Source organism: Myxococcales bacterium, assembly GCA_012517325.1.
GTDB lineage: Bacteria > Lernaellota > Lernaellaia > Lernaellales > Lernaellaceae > JAAYVF01.
Window position 1 is genome coordinate 39,521 of record JAAYVF010000079.1, and the last position, 17,280, is coordinate 56,800.

General features: G+C 64.5%; 13 protein-coding genes. 8 read left to right on the forward strand and 5 right to left on the reverse strand.

Going from position 1 to position 17,280, the window contains the following annotated elements:
• Positions 1 to 14 precede the first annotated feature (14 nt).
• The 5 genes from GX444_13840 to GX444_13860 form a co-directional block, all read right to left on the reverse strand.
• Complete coding sequence (locus GX444_13840; GenBank protein ID NLH49663.1) at positions 15 to 4,079, reverse strand: hypothetical protein; 4,065 nt, start codon at positions 4,077 to 4,079, stop codon at positions 15 to 17.
• A gap of 117 nt (positions 4,080 to 4,196) precedes the next feature.
• Positions 4,197 to 6,002, reverse strand: coding sequence for a M3 family oligoendopeptidase (locus GX444_13845; GenBank protein ID NLH49664.1), 1,806 nt, complete (start codon positions 6,000 to 6,002; stop codon positions 4,197 to 4,199).
• A gap of 98 nt (positions 6,003 to 6,100) precedes the next feature.
• Positions 6,101 to 7,783 carry a lysophospholipase gene (locus GX444_13850; protein NLH49665.1) on the reverse strand — a complete coding sequence of 561 codons (1,683 nt, stop codon included), beginning with the start codon at positions 7,781 to 7,783 and terminating at the stop codon, positions 6,101 to 6,103.
• A 46-nt stretch (positions 7,784 to 7,829) separates the two neighbouring features.
• Positions 7,830 to 8,195 carry a GTP cyclohydrolase II RibA gene (ribA, locus tag GX444_13855; protein ID NLH49666.1) on the reverse strand — a complete coding sequence of 122 codons (366 nt, stop codon included), beginning with the start codon at positions 8,193 to 8,195 and terminating at the stop codon, positions 7,830 to 7,832.
• A 3-nt stretch (positions 8,196 to 8,198) separates the two neighbouring features.
• Positions 8,199 to 8,528 (reverse strand): hypothetical protein, encoded by a 330-nt coding sequence (locus GX444_13860; GenBank protein ID NLH49667.1) that lies wholly within the window; start codon positions 8,526 to 8,528, stop codon positions 8,199 to 8,201.
• Between the two features lie 183 nt (positions 8,529 to 8,711).
• On the opposite strand from GX444_13860, the gene GX444_13865 reads away from it, so the two are divergent.
• From GX444_13865 to argH, 8 genes are read left to right on the forward strand one after another with little or no spacing between them, the layout of a single operon-like run.
• Positions 8,712 to 9,776 carry a hypothetical protein gene (locus tag GX444_13865; protein NLH49668.1) on the forward strand — a complete coding sequence of 355 codons (1,065 nt, stop codon included), beginning with the start codon at positions 8,712 to 8,714 and terminating at the stop codon, positions 9,774 to 9,776.
• Entirely contained in the window at positions 9,773 to 10,810 is a 1,038-nt protein-coding gene (gene argC, locus GX444_13870; GenBank protein NLH49669.1) for an N-acetyl-gamma-glutamyl-phosphate reductase, read from the forward strand. The genes GX444_13865 and argC overlap by 4 nt, the downstream gene beginning before the upstream one ends.
• On the forward strand, positions 10,804 to 11,967 hold the full coding sequence (locus tag GX444_13875) for an aspartate aminotransferase family protein (protein ID NLH49670.1): 1,164 nt from the start codon (positions 10,804 to 10,806) through the stop codon (positions 11,965 to 11,967). The genes argC and GX444_13875 overlap by 7 nt, the downstream gene beginning before the upstream one ends.
• Complete coding sequence (gene argB / locus GX444_13880) at positions 11,964 to 12,890, forward strand: acetylglutamate kinase (protein NLH49671.1); 927 nt, start codon at positions 11,964 to 11,966, stop codon at positions 12,888 to 12,890. The genes GX444_13875 and argB overlap by 4 nt, the downstream gene beginning before the upstream one ends.
• Positions 12,883 to 13,977, forward strand: a complete 1,095-nt coding sequence (locus tag GX444_13885) for a M20 family metallo-hydrolase (GenBank protein NLH49672.1) — start codon at positions 12,883 to 12,885, stop codon at positions 13,975 to 13,977. The genes argB and GX444_13885 overlap by 8 nt, the downstream gene beginning before the upstream one ends.
• Positions 13,964 to 14,437, forward strand: coding sequence for an arginine repressor (locus GX444_13890; protein ID NLH49673.1), 474 nt, complete (start codon positions 13,964 to 13,966; stop codon positions 14,435 to 14,437). Before GX444_13885 ends, GX444_13890 begins: the two co-directional genes overlap by 14 nt.
• Entirely contained in the window at positions 14,434 to 15,702 is a 1,269-nt protein-coding gene (locus tag GX444_13895) for an argininosuccinate synthase (protein ID NLH49674.1), read from the forward strand. The genes GX444_13890 and GX444_13895 overlap by 4 nt, the downstream gene beginning before the upstream one ends.
• Entirely contained in the window at positions 15,703 to 17,100 is a 1,398-nt protein-coding gene (gene argH, locus GX444_13900) for an argininosuccinate lyase (GenBank protein NLH49675.1), read from the forward strand.
• The last annotated feature ends 180 nt before the right edge of the window (positions 17,101 to 17,280 follow it).

Here is a 17,280-nt window from a genome sequence, read left to right on the forward strand (position 1 = left end):
TATTCAAACCGGCCTCAGCAGCCGCAGCCTCCTACCTCGCCATAGTCATCGTCGTCGCCGTGATGATGCGGCGAAGCGTCGTCGTCATTGTCGTCATCGTCGTCGTCATCCGCGCCACCGCCGGCCGCGGCCGGTTGGCCGATCAACGACAGGTTGCCGGCGTCATCGACACTCCGCACCGCGAACCACAAGCCCGTGCCGGTGAGCGGCACCGTCACTTCCACTTCCTCGCCGCCCGCCGCCGGTTCCGGCAGCATCCCCGCCGCGATCGAGTCGGCTTGCGCGAAATTCGCGGCCCCTTGCAGATCCGCCGCCGCGCCGGCGTAACGAATCTCATAGCCCGCCGGGGTGCCGCACCGCCAGTCATCGCCCGGCGAGGTGAAGGTCAGTTTATACCCGTCGGCCGTCTTTTCCACCGTCAAATCCGTGACCGGCGAAGGCGGCTGCGTATCGATGCCGTAGGTGCCGGTGTTGCGTTCGTCGTGGCTGGTCGTCCACCAATCGCTGGCGTTGCCGTCCGCCGTGCAGGCCTCGCCGACGGAACGCCAGCCGAACAGCGAGCCTTCGAGGGTGGTCTGATAGACCTCGAACAAGCCGTCACCGTCCGCATCGCCCACCGTCGGCCCGGAAGCCGCCCATTGGTTGGTGAACTTCGGCCAGGTCGGCGGCTGCACGCCCGTCGCGTCCACCGCGTCGACCGTGAAGCCGCCCGTGCCGCTGATCGCCTCGGGCAGACCGTCGCCCGACAGGTCGGCCGTCGCCGGATTGATGTACCAGTTGCAATCGTGCTGTTTGTAGACGAAAAGCGGGTGCTGCCAATCGGTCACCGCCCAGGCGACGAGCGTCGGCTGAAGCAGCGAAATCCAATTGTCGATCATGTCCAGGATGCTGGACACCGGGAGGATGTAATCGAGCCGGCCGTCGGCGGTCAGGCTGGAAAACGCGCCGTGCGCCAAGGCGTTGAAGCCGCCCGCGCTGATCAGCGTCTTGACGGTGGGCTGTCCGTCCGCGACTTCGATCATCTGCGGGAACCAGATCGAGGAGCCGATGCCGATGTAGGTTTTGCCGTCCTGGTGCGCCAGCGCCGGCGTGGAGGTGATGCCGATAGTGAGCGGCGGCAGCGGCAGGGCGTCGCTGATCGGACCGAACATCTTGACCGGGAAACCGGGAATGAATGGCGAGCCGGAAACGTTGTTGTTGCCGTCGTGGTAGACCGCGTAAAAGCGCGTCCCCTTCAGGTTGAGCAAGCCGTCCTCGCAAACCTCGGAAGTGCCGATGAGGATGGCGGGGTATCCGGCGATGTCCGGATCGTCCGATTGCGGATCGAGAATGCCGACCGCGGGGGTGGTGATCACCTGAGGCGCGTAGCTCTCGTCCTCGCGCTGGCAGACCTTGTCGGCCGGCACGGCCCCTGCTTCCGCCTTGCAAAAGACCGGGAATCCGGGCTGCGGATCGGCCAGACCGTCTTGGTCGGCGTCGACCGGTTTCCAGACGTAGACCCGGCCGTCGTAATTTCCCGCGATGATTTCCTTCAAGCCGTCGCCGTCGAGATCGGCCAGCACGGGCGAACCGAGAAAGCCGCGGCCGTGGCCGAACGTCTCGGAACTGGTGTTGTCCGGCATCGCGGCGGCCACCGGAAACCCGGCGAGCAGCGGCGCCGGTTCGTTCAAATCGTTCAGGTGCTTCATCCCTTGCCGGTAAATCGCCAGCACCGCGCCGCCGTTGGTCGTGACGACGATGTACGGCTCGCCGTCGCCGAACAGATCGGCCACCGCCGGATGGCTGAGCGTGGTGTCGGCCGCCCGCTCCAGGCCGTTGTAGGACTCGACATCCACCGGGAACCCGTCCATGACCTGGTAGGCTTCGGTGGCCTGGTCGTACTTCAGCACCAGGACGCCGTCGGAGCTCGAAGCGGTGATGATCTCCAGCCGGCCGTCCGTGTCGCCGTCGAGGTCGTACAAGGTGACCGCCGACCGGCCCGACGCGCCGAGCGGCAGCGGGAAGCCGGGCAGCAGGCCCAGGTCGGCGTTCCGATCGCGATGCAGCGCGATGGTGCGGCGATCCTCGCCGGAGACGACGCCCTTGCCCGCCAGGTTGTAACCGGCGACCAGGCGCATGGTTACGGTGAAGTCGAAAGATTCCTGCGGCGGCTGGGTGATCGCTTCAGGCGGCAGCAGGCCGGTGACGTCCAGTTGCGTCAGCACGCCGTCGATCGGCGCCTGGCCGTTGCCGTCGGCGACGGTCACGAATTCCTCGTCCAACGGCTCCTTGCCGGGAGCGACCTGCAATTGCCATTGGAACGAGCGGTCGCGCGCGTAGAGGTAACCCGCCACGTCGATTTGCGGCCTGGCGACGGGATCGACCAGCGAGAACCAGGCCGGCTGCCGGAATTTCACCTCGGGCGGAATGCGTGCCGGATCGCCGGTTGCCGGATCGCCGAGCATGGCCACCGCCTTGAGCGCGTTGGGACGGCCGTAGCCGAAGTGCGCGTCCCAGCCGGGTTGGCAACCGCCGCCGGTCCAGGTCAGGCAATACTCCTTGATGTCGTCGGCGCTCATCGTGATGATCTGCTTCACCTCATTGGCCGAAAGCTCGATGCCCAGGTCCAGCGCCCGCGAGTAAATCAGGCCGACCAGTCCGGCGGTGTTGCCGGCGGCTTCCGAGGAACAGGCGCCCGACGAGGCGGCGAGGTGAACGTGCTCGCCCCACATCGTGCAATAGGTTTCGGTGAAGCCGAAGATCTGCATCGGCAGGAAATCCAGGAACTCGATCGGCGGAATGGGGAAGATCGCCTTGATGTTCAGGACATCATCGAAGGCGCCGGGATAGGCGTGGTAGTAGCTGTCCTCGTCGCTGGCCACGCCGACGAGCGTCATCCCGCCCTCCGAAATTTCGGTCAATTGCCGGTTGATTTCGTCGGACTGATTGAGTGATTCGGAGGCGAACACCGCCACGCGGGCGCCCAGGTCGAATGAGTACTGGATGCCGGCGGCGAGCAGGTTCGCTTCGGTCAACACCGAATCGGAGACGCGGATCGGCAGGATCGTGCAAAAGGGGCAAAAGCCCGGTTTGTCGTCGTTGCCGTTGTTGCCGATGCCCGCCGCGTCGCGCGCGCGAGCCTCGCCGTGAGTGCCTTCGGGAAAATCGTCGACGCCGAAAGGACGATTGACGTTGCGCAAAAAGTCCCAGCCGCAGATATCGTCGATCAGGCCGTTGCCGTCGCCGTCGATCTGGTCCTCGAACTCGGCGAACAGGTCCTCGATCGTCACCAGGCGGCCCAGGTCCGCGAACCGCGCGTCGGCGTCGTAGTCGCGCACGCTGAATTTGCCGTCACCGTTGCAGTCCCAGGCGTCCGGCGTACAGGGTAGATTGCCGTTTTTCGGCTCGTTCAGTTCGCCGCGATTGAGGAAATAGTTCTCTTCCAGTTCCGCGTAATTGTATTGTCGGATGCCGTCGTCCACCACCGCGATGATCACGTCCGGCCGCCCGCCGGTGATCTTCCAGGCCTCGGTGGCGCTCATGCCGGGAATGGTTTCCGGTTTGTTGACGTCGGTTCCTTCCGGATCGACGACGTTGTAGCCGGGCAGTACATTGGCGTTGACGAAGGCGTCGACGAAATCGAACGGATCGGTCGGATCCCAGTTCAGCAGAATGTCCATGTCGTTGGGAATGTTGAGCACGAACACCTCGCCCCACGGGAATTCGCCGTCGAACGGCGAACCGCCCGTGCTTTCCAGCGCCGTGGTGAGATGCAGTACGAGCCGCCGGGCGAAGGGCCAGAGCTGATTGTTTTCGCTCGGCGTCAGGATCAGCGTGTCGTCGGCCAGGGTCGTGGTTTCAAACGAGAAGTCGACCGCCACTTGCCTGGTTTCATCCGCTTCGTAGGTGACGTAGACGGAAGACTCGGTGACCGTCGCCGGATCGAGGCTCAGGTCGAAAACCAGCCGCATCGGGTTGACCGTCAGGTTCTGAAACAGATCGAGGCGGGGCGCCTGATCGATCAACGACAACGCCAACGCCTCGCCGCCGAAAACCGCGACGAATACCGCGGCCACCAGAAGTACGCCGATTTTGCGCATGGGTCTCTCCCGTTTGTCGTGAAAGAACGAACCGAGATGGATTGGCTAAAGGTGTGTCGGATTGTAACGGGTTTTGAAGGCGCAATCAAATGTCGGCCGGGAAAAGGTCGCGACGGCTCAACTCCCGGCGACTTTTTCCAATTCGGCGATGGTCCGTTCGAGCAAGGCGACCGCTTCGGCCAGCGTGGTTTCGTCCAGCGAGAACTTCACGCCTGCCGTGGCAAACAACTGCGGCAACGAAACCGTGCCGCCCAGCGAAAGCGCCTTGAGGTAATCGGTCAACGCCTGTTGCGGATTTTGCAACGCGCGGCCGAAAACCTGCACGGCGCCGAGTTCCGCAATGCCGTACTCGATGTAATAGAACGGCACGGTATGGATGTGCAGCTTCCGCTGCCAGCCGGTTTCCCGAGCCGCCTCCAGGCCGCTCCAATCCACGCCGCGCATGTATTGGTCCCACAGTTCCGCCCAGGCGCGGTCGCAATTTTTCGGCTCGGCGGCCTCGTCCGGATGCTCGTAAACCCAATGCTGGAAGGAGTCCACCACCGACATGTAGGGCCAGAACAACAGGATGCCTTCCAGCGCAACGATCCGCGCGCGGGCCGCGTCCTTGGGCGAATAGAAGCCGCCGGGCTGTTCGTCCAGGTGCATCCCGGCCAGCAGTTCCATCGACATCGAGGCCACCTCGTCGAATTCCATCGGCACCCAGCGCTGTTGGAACCAGGGCAGCCGGTAAGTCTCGAAATAGTGGAAGGCGTGCCCGCCCTCGTGAAGGATCGTCTGCACGTCGTCGTGGACGCCAACCGCGTTCATGAAAATGTACGGCAGGCGCCGCAGGTCCAACCCGGTGCAAAAGCCGCCCGGCGACTTGCCCTTGCGATTGTCCAGGTCGAGCGTCTTTTCGCGCCGCATCGTCGCGAAATACGCGCCCAGGCGCGGGTCGACCGCGGTGAACGTCGCTTGCGTCTTGTTTTCGAACTCGGTCGCCGTCGCGAAGGGTTTGAGCGGCGCGCGGCCGAGCGGATCGACGTCCAAATCCCAGGGACGCAGCCGGTCGACGCCCAATCGCTGCCGCCGTTTTTCATAGATGCGCTGGGCGGCCGGGACGACGACCCGGCGAATATTTTCGTGAAAGCGTTTGACGTCCGCGGGCGTGTAGTCGAACCGCATCATGTCCTGCCAGCGATAAGCGCGGTAATCGGCGAACCCGGCGTTGCTCGCCAGTTGGCGGCGCAATTGGAGAAACTGTCCCCACAGGTTGCCGATGGCCGCGCGATCCTGCTGCCAGCGCTGCATGGCCAAGCGCCACGCCTGTTCGCGGCGGTCGCGGTCGGTCTGCTGGTAAACCGGGTCCAATTCGGAAATGGTCGTTTCCTTCCCTTCCCACTGGACCGTCTGTGCGCCGAGGATCTTGTTGTATTCGTTGTTGAGTTTTTCCTGATCGACCAGCAGCGGCAGGTTGGCCGACCGGAACAACTCGGCCTGGGCGCGCATTTTTCTCAGGGGCAGTTCGAAGCCGGCGGGGCACAAACCGCTCGCCAGCAGGCGGGCGCGCAGATTCTGCTGGCGCTGTTCGGCCGGCGTGCGGACCTGTTCGTAAAAGTCGGTATAGCGCTTCTCCGCCGCCGCGTCGGCCGTGTCGGCCGACATGTCCAGGTACAGCCGGTTTTCAATTTCGCTCAGCAGCGCGGCGACGCTGGTCCAGTCGGTCAGCCACTTGGCAACCGTCTCGGCGGTGAGCGGCGCCCGGTCCAGGGCGTCGAAATAGACCGCGATTTTTTCCCACGGCCAGGTCAGCGCCGCGTCGGAATTCGCGGGAAACGCGGCGAAGGGATCGGCGTCCGGCGCGGCGGCGGACAACGTCCACGCGGCCGAGCCGGCCAGCAACGAAACCAGGAACGCCAGGACCAGGAATCTGCGCTTCATGACGACCCCTTATTGTTTGGGAGGCCTAATCTATCGCTTTGTCACCGCCCGCACAACTTCCCGCCGCGCCGCGACAATCGGAACGGCGACTCGGCGGATCAGTAGCGCCACGGCAGACGGCGCGCGTCGAGACGAACCGGAAGCTGTCGTGGCAGCGGCGCCCGCGCAGCGTCGTTTTCCCAAAGATCATCGGTGCCGAAAATGTACTGCGCCCAATCGGGCGTGCCGGCAAAATCGATGGGCAGCGTATCGGCGATGCAGGAGGTGTCGGGAGCCGTCAGCGGATCGCGCAGGAAATTGGCCATGATCGTCATGCCGCAGGTGGAAACATTGTCGTCCGCGGATACCCAGGAATCGTCAATGACCCCGTGCGCCGAATAGGGGAATTTCAGGTAAAGCTGATGCGGGCCGGCGAGCGCTTCGCCGAGCGGGGCGGCCGTTTCGCGGGGGGTCGCGCCGTCCACGTCGCCCTGCAACATGAGCACGGGGATGCTCGTTTGCGGCAGTTCGCGCGCTAGCGGCTCGTCGTAACGCGGCCACTTTTGGTAAAGTTCGTATTCGTCCAGGCTCGGCATCACTCCAAAGAGCATTTCGTTGTCCAGGTCCGTAATGTATTGCTCAATATCGACGTCCGCGAACTCCGGGCCCCAAAATTGATCGGACATCCCGATATTCATGTTGAGCACTTGCGAAAACCATCCGCCCGTCATGCCGAGCAGATCGCCGTTGCCGCTGAACGGGTTGTAAAACAGGTAGACGATCGCCGCCATGTCGGCCGGCTCGCAGCGGTCCAGCCGGTAGATCAGCGCCGGCGCGGCGGCATTGAGCGGGCTGTACCAGGCCAGCCAGCCCAGCAAATAGGACAAGGTGTAGCGATCCATGCCCAGTTCGGCGCAATGGCCGCCTTCCAGCTTCGCATAGAGCTGTTCCAGCATTCCCCAAGGGTACGCTCCCATCTTCCCGGAGCAAAATTTGTCCGCGGCGCAGAGTTGCAAGAGGCGTTTGCCGTTTTCGTTGTACGCCGGATAAAACTTCAACGCCGGCTCGCTGAGCGCGTGAATGCTGTCGACGATCGCGCCATCGGCCTGATCGGGATGCAACAGCAGATAGCGTTGCGTCAGGTAGGTGCCGTAGGAGGCGCCCCAGACCAGAACCTTTTTCCCCTCTTCCCGCGTGGCGTCGATGAATGCCGCCAGATCGTGCGCCGCGTTGCGCGTCGAGTAGCCTTGCAGCGCGTCGCCGAGATTTTCGTTCAACCAGGCGACGCAGTCGTCGTATTCGTCGAGGTAAATGTAAGCGCCGCCTTCGCTGTCCGCGGCTTCCTGTTCCGGGCAGGTCAACGGGCTGGAATAACCCACGCCGCGGTGATCGATCGTGTAGAGGTCGAATTCCGGAACGAGCGCGCGGAGATCTTTCATCAGCGGGGCAAAGGTCATCATTCCCGAAGCGCCCGGACCGCCCTGCAGCAACCAAAGCTGCCCCTGGCTTTCGCCTGCCGCCGGCCAGCGTTTGGCGGCGACCGTGATCGTCCGGCCGTCGGGATTTTCCCAGAAAAGCGGCACCTGGGCCTCGCCGCATTGCGCCAGACCGTCGTCGGCGCCCTCCTCCAGCGAGCAGGCCGACCAGGCGATGGTCAACGGCGCTTCGCCGGTATCGTCATCGGCGTCGTCATCGTTCGAACCGGCGGCGTCATCATCGTCGTCGTCACTTTGACAGGTTGCGCCGATCATCAGGATTGCCGTCAGAAAAAGGATGAATCGACAAAGGAAGATCCGTGGCATCGAACGACTCCTGGTGCTTGATCGAGAAGCGGACGAAGGCGCCGGGTCAGTTGTCCAAATCCAACAGATGCCCGAAACGATTCTTCTTGGTCCGCAAATACCGCTCATTATCCGGCAACACGGGTTCTTCGATCGGCACGCGTTCGCTTACCCGGATGCCGAAGCGCTGCATCTGCTCCACTTTTTCCGGGTTGTTCGTCAACAGACGCACGCTTTTCACCCCGAGCTTTTTCAGCATTGCCGCCGGCACTTCGTAATCGCGTTCGTCGGGCTTGAATCCCAGGGCCGTGTTGGCGTCGAGGGTATCGAGGCCCTGATCCTGCAGCACGTAAGCGCGCAGTTTGTTGACCAATCCGATGCCGCGGCCCTCGGCCTGATGGTAGAGGACGATGCCGCGCCCTTGCCGTTCGATGCGCTACAGGGCCTCGTGCAATTGCGGGCCGCAATCGCAGCGCCGGCTACCGAGCGAATCGCCGGTCAGGCAAGCCGAGTGAACGCGCACCAGCATTTCCTCGCCGTCGCCGATTTCCCCTTTGAGCACGACGATATGGTCCTTGCCATCCTTGTTGTTGACAAAACCGATGATCCGAAAATCGCCGAACCGCGAAGGGAACTCGGCAACCGCCGCCACCTTGACGCAGAGGCGTTCCAGGCATTGCTCGCAAGCCATGCCCAGCGGACAACGGCGCAACGAATCCAGATCGTCGGCAATCACGCTTTCAATGGGATCTTGTCGGGTTTGCATGTTCCACCCGTCGTCGTTTCATTGTTTTCAACGTTGCGGTCACCTGGCCGGATTTTACGGTGCCCCCCGGGAAGAATCAAGCAGGCCGCAACACCCAGAATTTCCCCTTGACAAGCGCGGTGTGGGCTTGTATTTATATGCACCTTTTATGTATAATTATTCAGAAGGGACCACCGGACAAAAATGAACACCAAACGGCTCCGCCTGGACCGCATCGCCTCGGCGACCCGCAACGCCGGGTTGGCCTGGGAAATCACCGTCGGCGACGAGCTCGTCGCCCGGGAGGGGCATGTCGTCGCCGTGCGCATCCTGAACAACAAATACACCTACAACACAGTGGAAGACGTGACGGGCCGGATGCTGCCGCTGCGGCAGGGCGACTTGCTAGCCGGCGTGCTGGGTTCGCGCCGGGCCTTGCGCGGGTACGCCGGCGTCGTGCCGTCGCAAATCCGGGTGGGCGACGTGCTGCACGTGCTCAACCTCGGCGGCGTGCTGGGCACCTGCACCGCCGCCAATCCCGAGCTGGGGCCACCTTTCGACGCCGAGGTGCTGGGCGCGGTCCTGGCGTTTCCGCGCTACGGCGACCGCGTCGGGGTGCCGGCCCATATCATGCACAAGGCGATTCAGCACAGCCCGACTCTGACCGCCCGCCGGCCGGTCGTTTACATTTCCGGCACCTGCATGAACAGCGGCAAGACCCTCGCGGCCTCGGAGATCATCCGCCGCCTGACGCATCGCGGCCTCAAGGTCGCGGGATGCAAAATGACCGGCGTCAGCCTGATGCGCGACACCCTCGGCATGCAGGACGCCGGCGCGTTCGCGGTGGCCAGTTTCAACGAAGCCGGCCTGGCCAGCACGCGCGACGCCGAGGTCGTCCCGGTGGCCAAAGGCCTTTTGAATCATCTGGCCGCCCTCGCCCCCGACGTGATCGTCGCGGAATTGGGCGACGGGATCCTCGGCGAGTACGGCGTGGCCGACCTGCTGCGCGACGCCGAACTGATGTCCCTCGCCTGCTGCCACGTGCTGTGCGCGCCCGATCCCGTGGCGGCGTTCGGCGCCCACCATTTGTTCGCCAACGAATTCCGGCTGCCGCTGCACGTGATCGCCGGCCCGGTAACCGACAATGCCGTCGGCCGCGATTACATCGAAAAGGCGCTCGGCCTGCCGGCGCACAACGCCCGCTACGACATCGACGGTCTGGCCGGCGTGGTGATCGACCGCTTGGATGCATGGGAGGATCGCGGATGAGTAATTCGCCGTTGCGGGTGGCGGTGATCGGCGCGGCCGGGCTGGTCGGCGGCGAACTGCTGCGGCTGCTCGCGCAACATCCGCGCGTCGGCGAGATCATCGCCGTTTCCACCAGTCATGCCGGCAAAATGGCCGCCGATGTTCATCCGGCCCTGCTGCACCTTCCCCCGATCCGCCTTGAGAAGCAGGCAGCCGAAGAGACGGCCGCCCTCGCCGACGTAATTTTCTGCGCCATGGCGCACGGCGACAGCCAGCGAGTGATGCCGGTCCTGATGAACGGCCGCGCCCGCTGCATCGTCGACCTCGGGGCCGATTTCCGCCTGCGCGACCCGGACGTCTACCGCCGCTATTACGGCGAACACCAGTGTCCCGAGCGGCAAGCCGAGTTCGTCTACGGTTTGCCGGAAACCGATTCGGCGGCGATCCGGTCGGCGCGCTGCATCGCCAATCCCGGTTGTTTCGCCACGGCGGCGCAATTGCTTCTTATGCCCCTGGCCAAGGCCGGTCTCGCCGCGTCACCGCTCGCCGTCTTCGCCGTGACCGGCTCCTCGGGCGGCGGCGCGACGCCGAAGCGTTCCACCCACCATCCGTTTCGCTCCGACAATCTGTTCGCCTACAAAATGCTGGCCCATCAGCACGAGGCCGAAATCGACCAGACGCTATCCGCGATCGCCGGCCGACCGCAACGAGTCCGGCTGCTGGCGCATTCCGGGCCCTTCGTCCGCGGCATTCACGCCACCGCGTACCTGGCCGACGAGGCGCTGGCGGCCGTCGATCTGTCGGCCCTTTACCGCGAGTTCTACCGCTCCTGTCCCTTCGTGTCGGTGTACGACCGCGCACCGGAAGTGGCCGAGGTGGCGGCGACCAACTTTACTCATTTGCACGTGGCGCAGCGCGGCCCCGAGGTCGAATTGCTGCTGGTCCTTGACAATCTGGTCAAAGGCGCGGCGGGACAGGCGGTGCAAAACATGAATCTGGCGCTGGGCTTTCCGGAAACCGAGGGCCTGATGCAGCCGGGAGCGTATCCATGCTGAACCGCCGGCCGGAATTGCCCGTCTACCACGTGCAGCCGCTCACCGTGGTCAAAGGCCGCGGCGTTACCGTCTACGACGAAGCCGGCGTCGAATACCTCGATCTGTACGGCGGTCACGCAGTGGCGGCCAGCGGCCATTGCCACCAGCGCGTCGTGCGGGCGATCGTCGCGCAGGCGGAACAACTTTTGTTTTATTCGAACGCGGTCCAGATGCCCGTCCGGCGCGAGTTGTGCGGCAAATTGCTCGACTTCGCCGGCGGTCGATTCACGGCTGTCTTTTTAACCAACAGCGGCGCGGAGGCCAATGAGGCGGCGTTGACGATCGCCCGCCTGGCGACCGGCCGCCGCAAAATCGCCTCGGTGACCGGCGGTTTTCACGGCCGCAGCCTGTTGACGCTTTCGCTCTCCGGCCTCGAACGCTACCGGGCCCTGACGAGCGTCGCCGGCGAACCGCTTTTTGCCCATGGCGTCGTGCTTCCGTTCGGCGACGTTCGCGCGGCGCGCGAAACCATCGACGATTCCTTCGCCGCGATCATCGTCGAGCCGGTCCAGGGCCTGGCCGGTTGTCTGCCGCTTCCCGCCGACTATCTGGCCGCCTTGCGCGAAATCGCCGACCGTACCGGCGCCCGCTTGATTTTCGACGAGGTGCAATGCGGCATCGGACGGACCGGCGCCTTTTTCGCGGCCGAGCACACCGGCGTTTGGCCCGACCTGATCTCGCTGGCCAAGGGACTGGCCGCCGGGTTCCCCATCGGCGCGACGCTCGTCGCCGAACACTTGCTGCCGGCGCTCAACGCCGGCGACCTGGGCACGACCTTCGGCGGCGGCCCGCTGGCCTGCGCGGCCGCGCTGGCCAATCTCGCGGCGATCGAAGAAGAACAAATGATCGCCAACGCGCGGGAGGTCGGCGCCTACCTGATCGCCCGCCTGACGGAAATTCGCGGCGTCGCGCGCGTGCAAGGCCGCGGCCTGATGATCGGCGCGGTACTCGACCGGCCGGCGTCCGCCGTCGCATCACGCCTGCTGCAGGAACATCGCATCCTCGCGGGGACAAGTGCGGTCCCCGAGGTGCTTCGCCTTTTACCGCCGCTCAATTTGCGGCGCGAGCACGCGGACCGCTTTTGCGCGGCTCTGTCCGCCGTTTTGGAGAAGCCATGAAGACCAACGGTTCGATTCAGACCATCAAACGGATCGCATCCTATCAGCGTTATTACCGAAACAAGACGTTCGTGTTGAAGATCGGCGGCGCGGTGCTGGCCGATGCCAAGTCGCTGGACGGCGTGGCCGGGCAATGCCAAGTGCTCGCCGATCTCGGCTTCCGGATGGTGCTGGTGCACGGCGGCGGCCCGCAGCTCAGCGCATGGACACGTCGCCTGGGGGTCGAGCCGGTGATCATCGACGGGCGCCGCGTCACCGACGACACCTCGTTGGAAGCCCTGAAAATGGTGCTGGCGGGCCAACTGAACACGGATCTGGTCTCCGCCCTGCGCCGGGTCGGCCTGTCGCCGGTGGGCCTGACCGGCCTGGACGGCGCCACCGTGCTGGCGCATCGCCGCCCGCCGGTGAATATCCCGACGGCCGACGGCGCCGATCGGCTGGTCGACTTCGGCCACGTCGGCGATATCGAGGCCGTGAACGGCGCGCTCCTGGAAACACTGCTGGAAGCGGGGTTCATCCCCGTGATCGGCTGCCTGGCCGCCGATGAAAAAGGCCGGCCGCTGAACGTCAACGCCGACCGTTTCGCCGAGGCCGTCGCCGTCGCGCTGCAGGCGAAAAAGCTGATCTTCCTCACCGATCAACCGGGTATTTTGCGCGATCCCCGCGACCCGTCCACCCTGGTGCCGTTCGCCGACGCCGCCGACATTCAGACGCTGCAAAGCGAGGGCGTGTTGTCGGGCGGCATGCGGCTGAAAGCGGAAGCGTGCCTTCGCGCGGCGGCGGGTGGCGTCAAGCGGACGCACATCATCGACGGCGGGCTCGCCGATTCCCTGCTGCTGGAACTGTTCACCGGCGAGGGTTGCGGCACGATGATCGTCAGCGAAAAAGAAAAACAGGTCTATCAGGAGACGGAACTTGTCTGATCCCTTGTCCTACCTGGCCCGGCTGTTGGCCGTTTCCGGCGTCACCGGCCAGGAATCGGTCATTCTGGAGACGACCGCCGCGCTCTGCCGCGAGCTGGGCTTGTCGCCCGAGACGCACCCGGACGGTCTCATTCTGCGCGTTGCCGGCGCGCCGGGTGAACCCACCCTGGCCTTTTGCTCGCACCTGGACACCGTACCGGCGGGCGACGACTGGACCGTGCCGTCGCAGGCGGGCCTGATTCAAAACGACACCGCCTACGGACGCGGAGCGGTCGACGCCCGCGCCTCGTGTTTGGCGATCCTGCTGGCCCTCGCCCGGGCCGCCGCGAACCCCCACCGTCGCGGCAATCTTCTGGGGCTGCTTTCGATCGGCGAGGAAGGCTTCGATCCCTCGCTGCCGCGCCTATTGAAATTTGCCGGCGGCATCGACGCCGCGGTCGTCGGCGAGCCGACGCGCATGAACATCGCCAACGCCCAGCGTGGCTTGCTGGTCCTCGAACTGCATTCCACCGGCGTGCAGGGGCACGCGGCGCGGGTAGAGGGGAAAAACGCCATCCTGGCGCTGGCCGCCGATCTGCTGGCGGTGCGGCAACTGGCGTTCCCGAAGCACCGCAACCGTTTGGGTCCGGTCCGGATCACCCCGACGCGGATCGCCGGCGGCATCGCCGACAACGCCGCGCCGCCGACGGCGACCGTGCTGCTGGACGTGCGCACGACACCGCCCTATTCGCCCGAGGATATCGTGGCGATCGTGCAAAACGCTGTGCAATCCGAGGTGCGCGTGCTATCCGATCAATGGATCCCCTGCGAAACGCCCGACGATCACCCCCTGGTGCTCGGCGCGTTGCGGGCCCTGCCGCAGGCGTCGATTTTCGCTTCCGACGCCACCAGCGATTGGGTCTTTCTGGCACAGCGGGGTATTCCGGCGATCAAGCTCGGCCCGGGCAATCCGGCGTTTTCCCACGCACCCGACGAGCGGATCACGCGGATCGAACTGGAAGAAGGAATCGCCGGTTACCTCCGCTTGGCGGAGCAGTGGCCGGCGGCGCACGAAACCACGTGGGAGGTGGACCATGCCGGAACATGAACGCCGACGCCAGCAAATCATGGCCTTGATCGCGACGGAACCCGTCGCCACGCAGGGTCAACTCGTGCAACTTTTGCGCCGCCAGGGCATCGTCTGCACCCAGGCCTCGGTGTCGCGCGACATCAAGGAATTGGGCTTGATCAAGCAAGGCGGCCGTTACGCCAAGGCGTCTGCCGTGGCCGCGCCGCGCGAACTATCCGCCGAGGTTCTGCCGCGGGTTCGCGCCGTGCTCCCGGCCGGCGACGCCCTGGTCGTCATCAAAACCAATCCCGGCGAGGCGAGCCTGGTGGCGATCGCCGTCGACGCGGCGAATTGGCCTTCGGTCGTCGGCACCGTCGCCGGCGACGACACCGTTTTCGTGGCCTGCCCCGGCCATCCTGGACAAAAGAAAACCATCCGCCGCTTGCAGGCCGCTCTGGCCGCCAATGCCGGCGGCGAGCGGAAAGGAACCCGGCAATGAAAGACACCAGCATTAAAAAGGTCGTGCTCGCCTATTCGGGCGGCCTCGACACCTCGATCATCCTGCATTGGCTGAAGGAACATTACGACTGTCGGATCATCGCCTACACGGCCGATGTCGGTCAGGGCGACGGCGAACTGGCCGGACTGCGCGAACGGGCGCTGGCCGCGGGCGCGGACGGCTTCGTTTGCGATGACCTGCGTGAGGAATTGTGCGCCGACTACCTGTTTCCGATGATGCAAGCCGGCGCGCTGTACGAAGAACGCTACCTGCTCGGCACCAGCATCGCCCGGCCGCTCATCGCCAAGCACATGATGGAGACGGTCGAACGCGAGGGCGCGGACGCGGTCGCACACGGCTGCACCGGCAAGGGCAACGACCAGGTGCGCTTCGAGCTGACCTTCAAGGCCTTCAACCCGAAAATCAAGATTATCGCGCCGTGGCGACTGTGGGACATCCGCAGCCGCGAGGACGCCATCGCCTATGCCCGCCGGCATGGCATCGAATTAACGATCGACGAAAACAAGATCTACAGCCACGACCGCAACCTCTGGCACCTGTCCAGCGAAGGCGGCGAGCTCGAAGACCCCTGGCAGGCGCCGTCGGCGAAGGTTTTTGAAATGACCAAATCGCCGCTGGAAGCGCCGGATCAAGGGCGAGAGATCATCCTCGGCTTTGAAAGCGGCGTTCCGAAATCGGTCGACGGCGAGCGGTTGTCGCCGGCCACGCTGCTGGCGCGGCTCAACGAAATCGCCGCCGAGCACGGCATCGGCCGGGTGGACATCGTCGAAAACCGCCTGGTCGGCATGAAATCGCGCGGCGTTTACGAAACGCCCGGCGGCACGGTGCTCTACGCCGCGCACCACGAGTTGGAGAGCCTGGTGCTCGACGCCGAAACCATGCACTTCAAGGAACAGCTCGCGCCGAAATACGCCGAACTGGTTTACAACGGCCGTTACTTTACCCCGCTGCGCGAGGCGTTGGACGCCTTCGTGCGCGAAACGCAGCACAACGTCACCGGCGAGGTGCGGCTGCTGCTGTACAAGGGCGGCGTCCACGTGCTGGGCCGCCGTTCGCCCTACTCGCTCTACCGCGAGGATTTTGCTACCTTCGGGCATGACGACGTGTACGATCAGAGCGACGCGGAAGGTTTCATCAATCTGTTCGGACTCTCGATCATGGTCCGCACGATGATCGAGATGGAAGGCAGCGACCGGTTGGCCGGTTACCGGGCGCCCAATTATTCCAAATTCAAGAGGGACTGAATGACGCTCTACCGCGGCCGGGTGAACGGCGAATACGGCGGGCTGATGAACGCGATCAACCGCTCCTTGCCGGTGGACATCCGGCTGCTCCCGTACGACGTGCTGACCAACCGCGCCTGGGCGGCCGAATTGCAGCGCCTGGGCGTTCTCACCGCGGACGAATTCACCGCCCTCGCGGCGGCGCTGAACCGGATTCTGGTCATGTACCAGGAAGGAGCTTTCGCCGACCTGCCCGCCGACGAGGACGTGCACACCCTCGTGGAACGCCTTTTGACCGAACAACTCGGCCCGACCGGGGCGAAAATCCATACCGGTCGAAGCCGCAACGATCAGGTGGTCACGGACGTGCGGTTGATGGCCGTCGATTGCCTGACGGAATTGCTGAACGAACTGCGCGAGCTGATCGCCCTGACCGCTCACCTGGCCACGACGCACGCCGAGACGTTATTCGCGGGGACGACGCATCTGCAACCCGCGCAACCGATCACTCTCGGCTTCTATTTTCTGTCGCTCGCCTTCGCGCTGCGCCGCGACCACGAACGGCTGGCGGACGCCCGGACGCGGACCGATCGCTGTCCCCTGGGCTCCGGCGCCTTGGCTGGATCGGCCTTCGCGGTCGACCGCGCGGCCCTGGCCGAGGCCCTGGGCTTCGCCGGCGTTTCTCCCAACGCCCTGGACGCGATCTCCGACCGCGATTTCGTCCAGGAGATCGCCGGCGCGATCGCCATCCTGGGTTCGCACCTGTCGCGCTATGCCGAACAATTCGTCCTCTGGGCGCAACCCGATTTCGGCTTCATCCGCTTTGCCGACGACTGGTCCACCGGCTCGTCGATGATGCCGCAGAAACGCAACCCCGACGCCATGGAACTGGTGCGGGCCAAGGCCGCCCGCTGCCTCGGCAATACCGTCACCCTCCTGACCCTGACCAAAGGCCTGGCACCTTCCTACTCGAAGGATTTGCAGGAAGACAAAGCAGCGCTGTTTGATTCGCTGGATACCGCGCTCCTGACGGTCCAGGTTTTCCGGCAAGCGCTACAAACCGCCATCTTCAACGAGGACCGCTTACGTGGCTCGCTGACATTCGATTTGCTGGCGACCGAAATCGCCGATGCCCTGACCCGCGCGGGCCTCCCGTTCAGGCAAGCGCACGAACGCGTCGGCGAATTTTTCCGGCGGCTCGACGCCGAAAACCGCACCGCGTCGAGTCTGACCGACACGGAATGGCACGCCACCTTCCCCGAATTGCCCGATTCGTCCGTCGCGCGCGATTTCGCGGCCGCGGTCGAACGGCGACAGGTGCTCGGCGGCGCGGCGCCGGCGGAGGTGCGGCGGCAATGCCGCGAATTGCAGCGGTGGTTGGAAGATTTTAAAAAGTCCTCCCCGATCGGCAGGGAATGAAAACCGTCGACCCAGCGCCGCACTGCGGTCCGGTCGGTCGGTTCGGACTTCTTGCGACGGCCGCTCGGATCGGCGTATAATTCCTTCCAGTCAGATCCACCATTTTTCCCGATTCATCCGATGATTTACTGGGAAATTTTCTCTCATCCGTTACGGTGGGCCGGCTAACAAAACGATGAT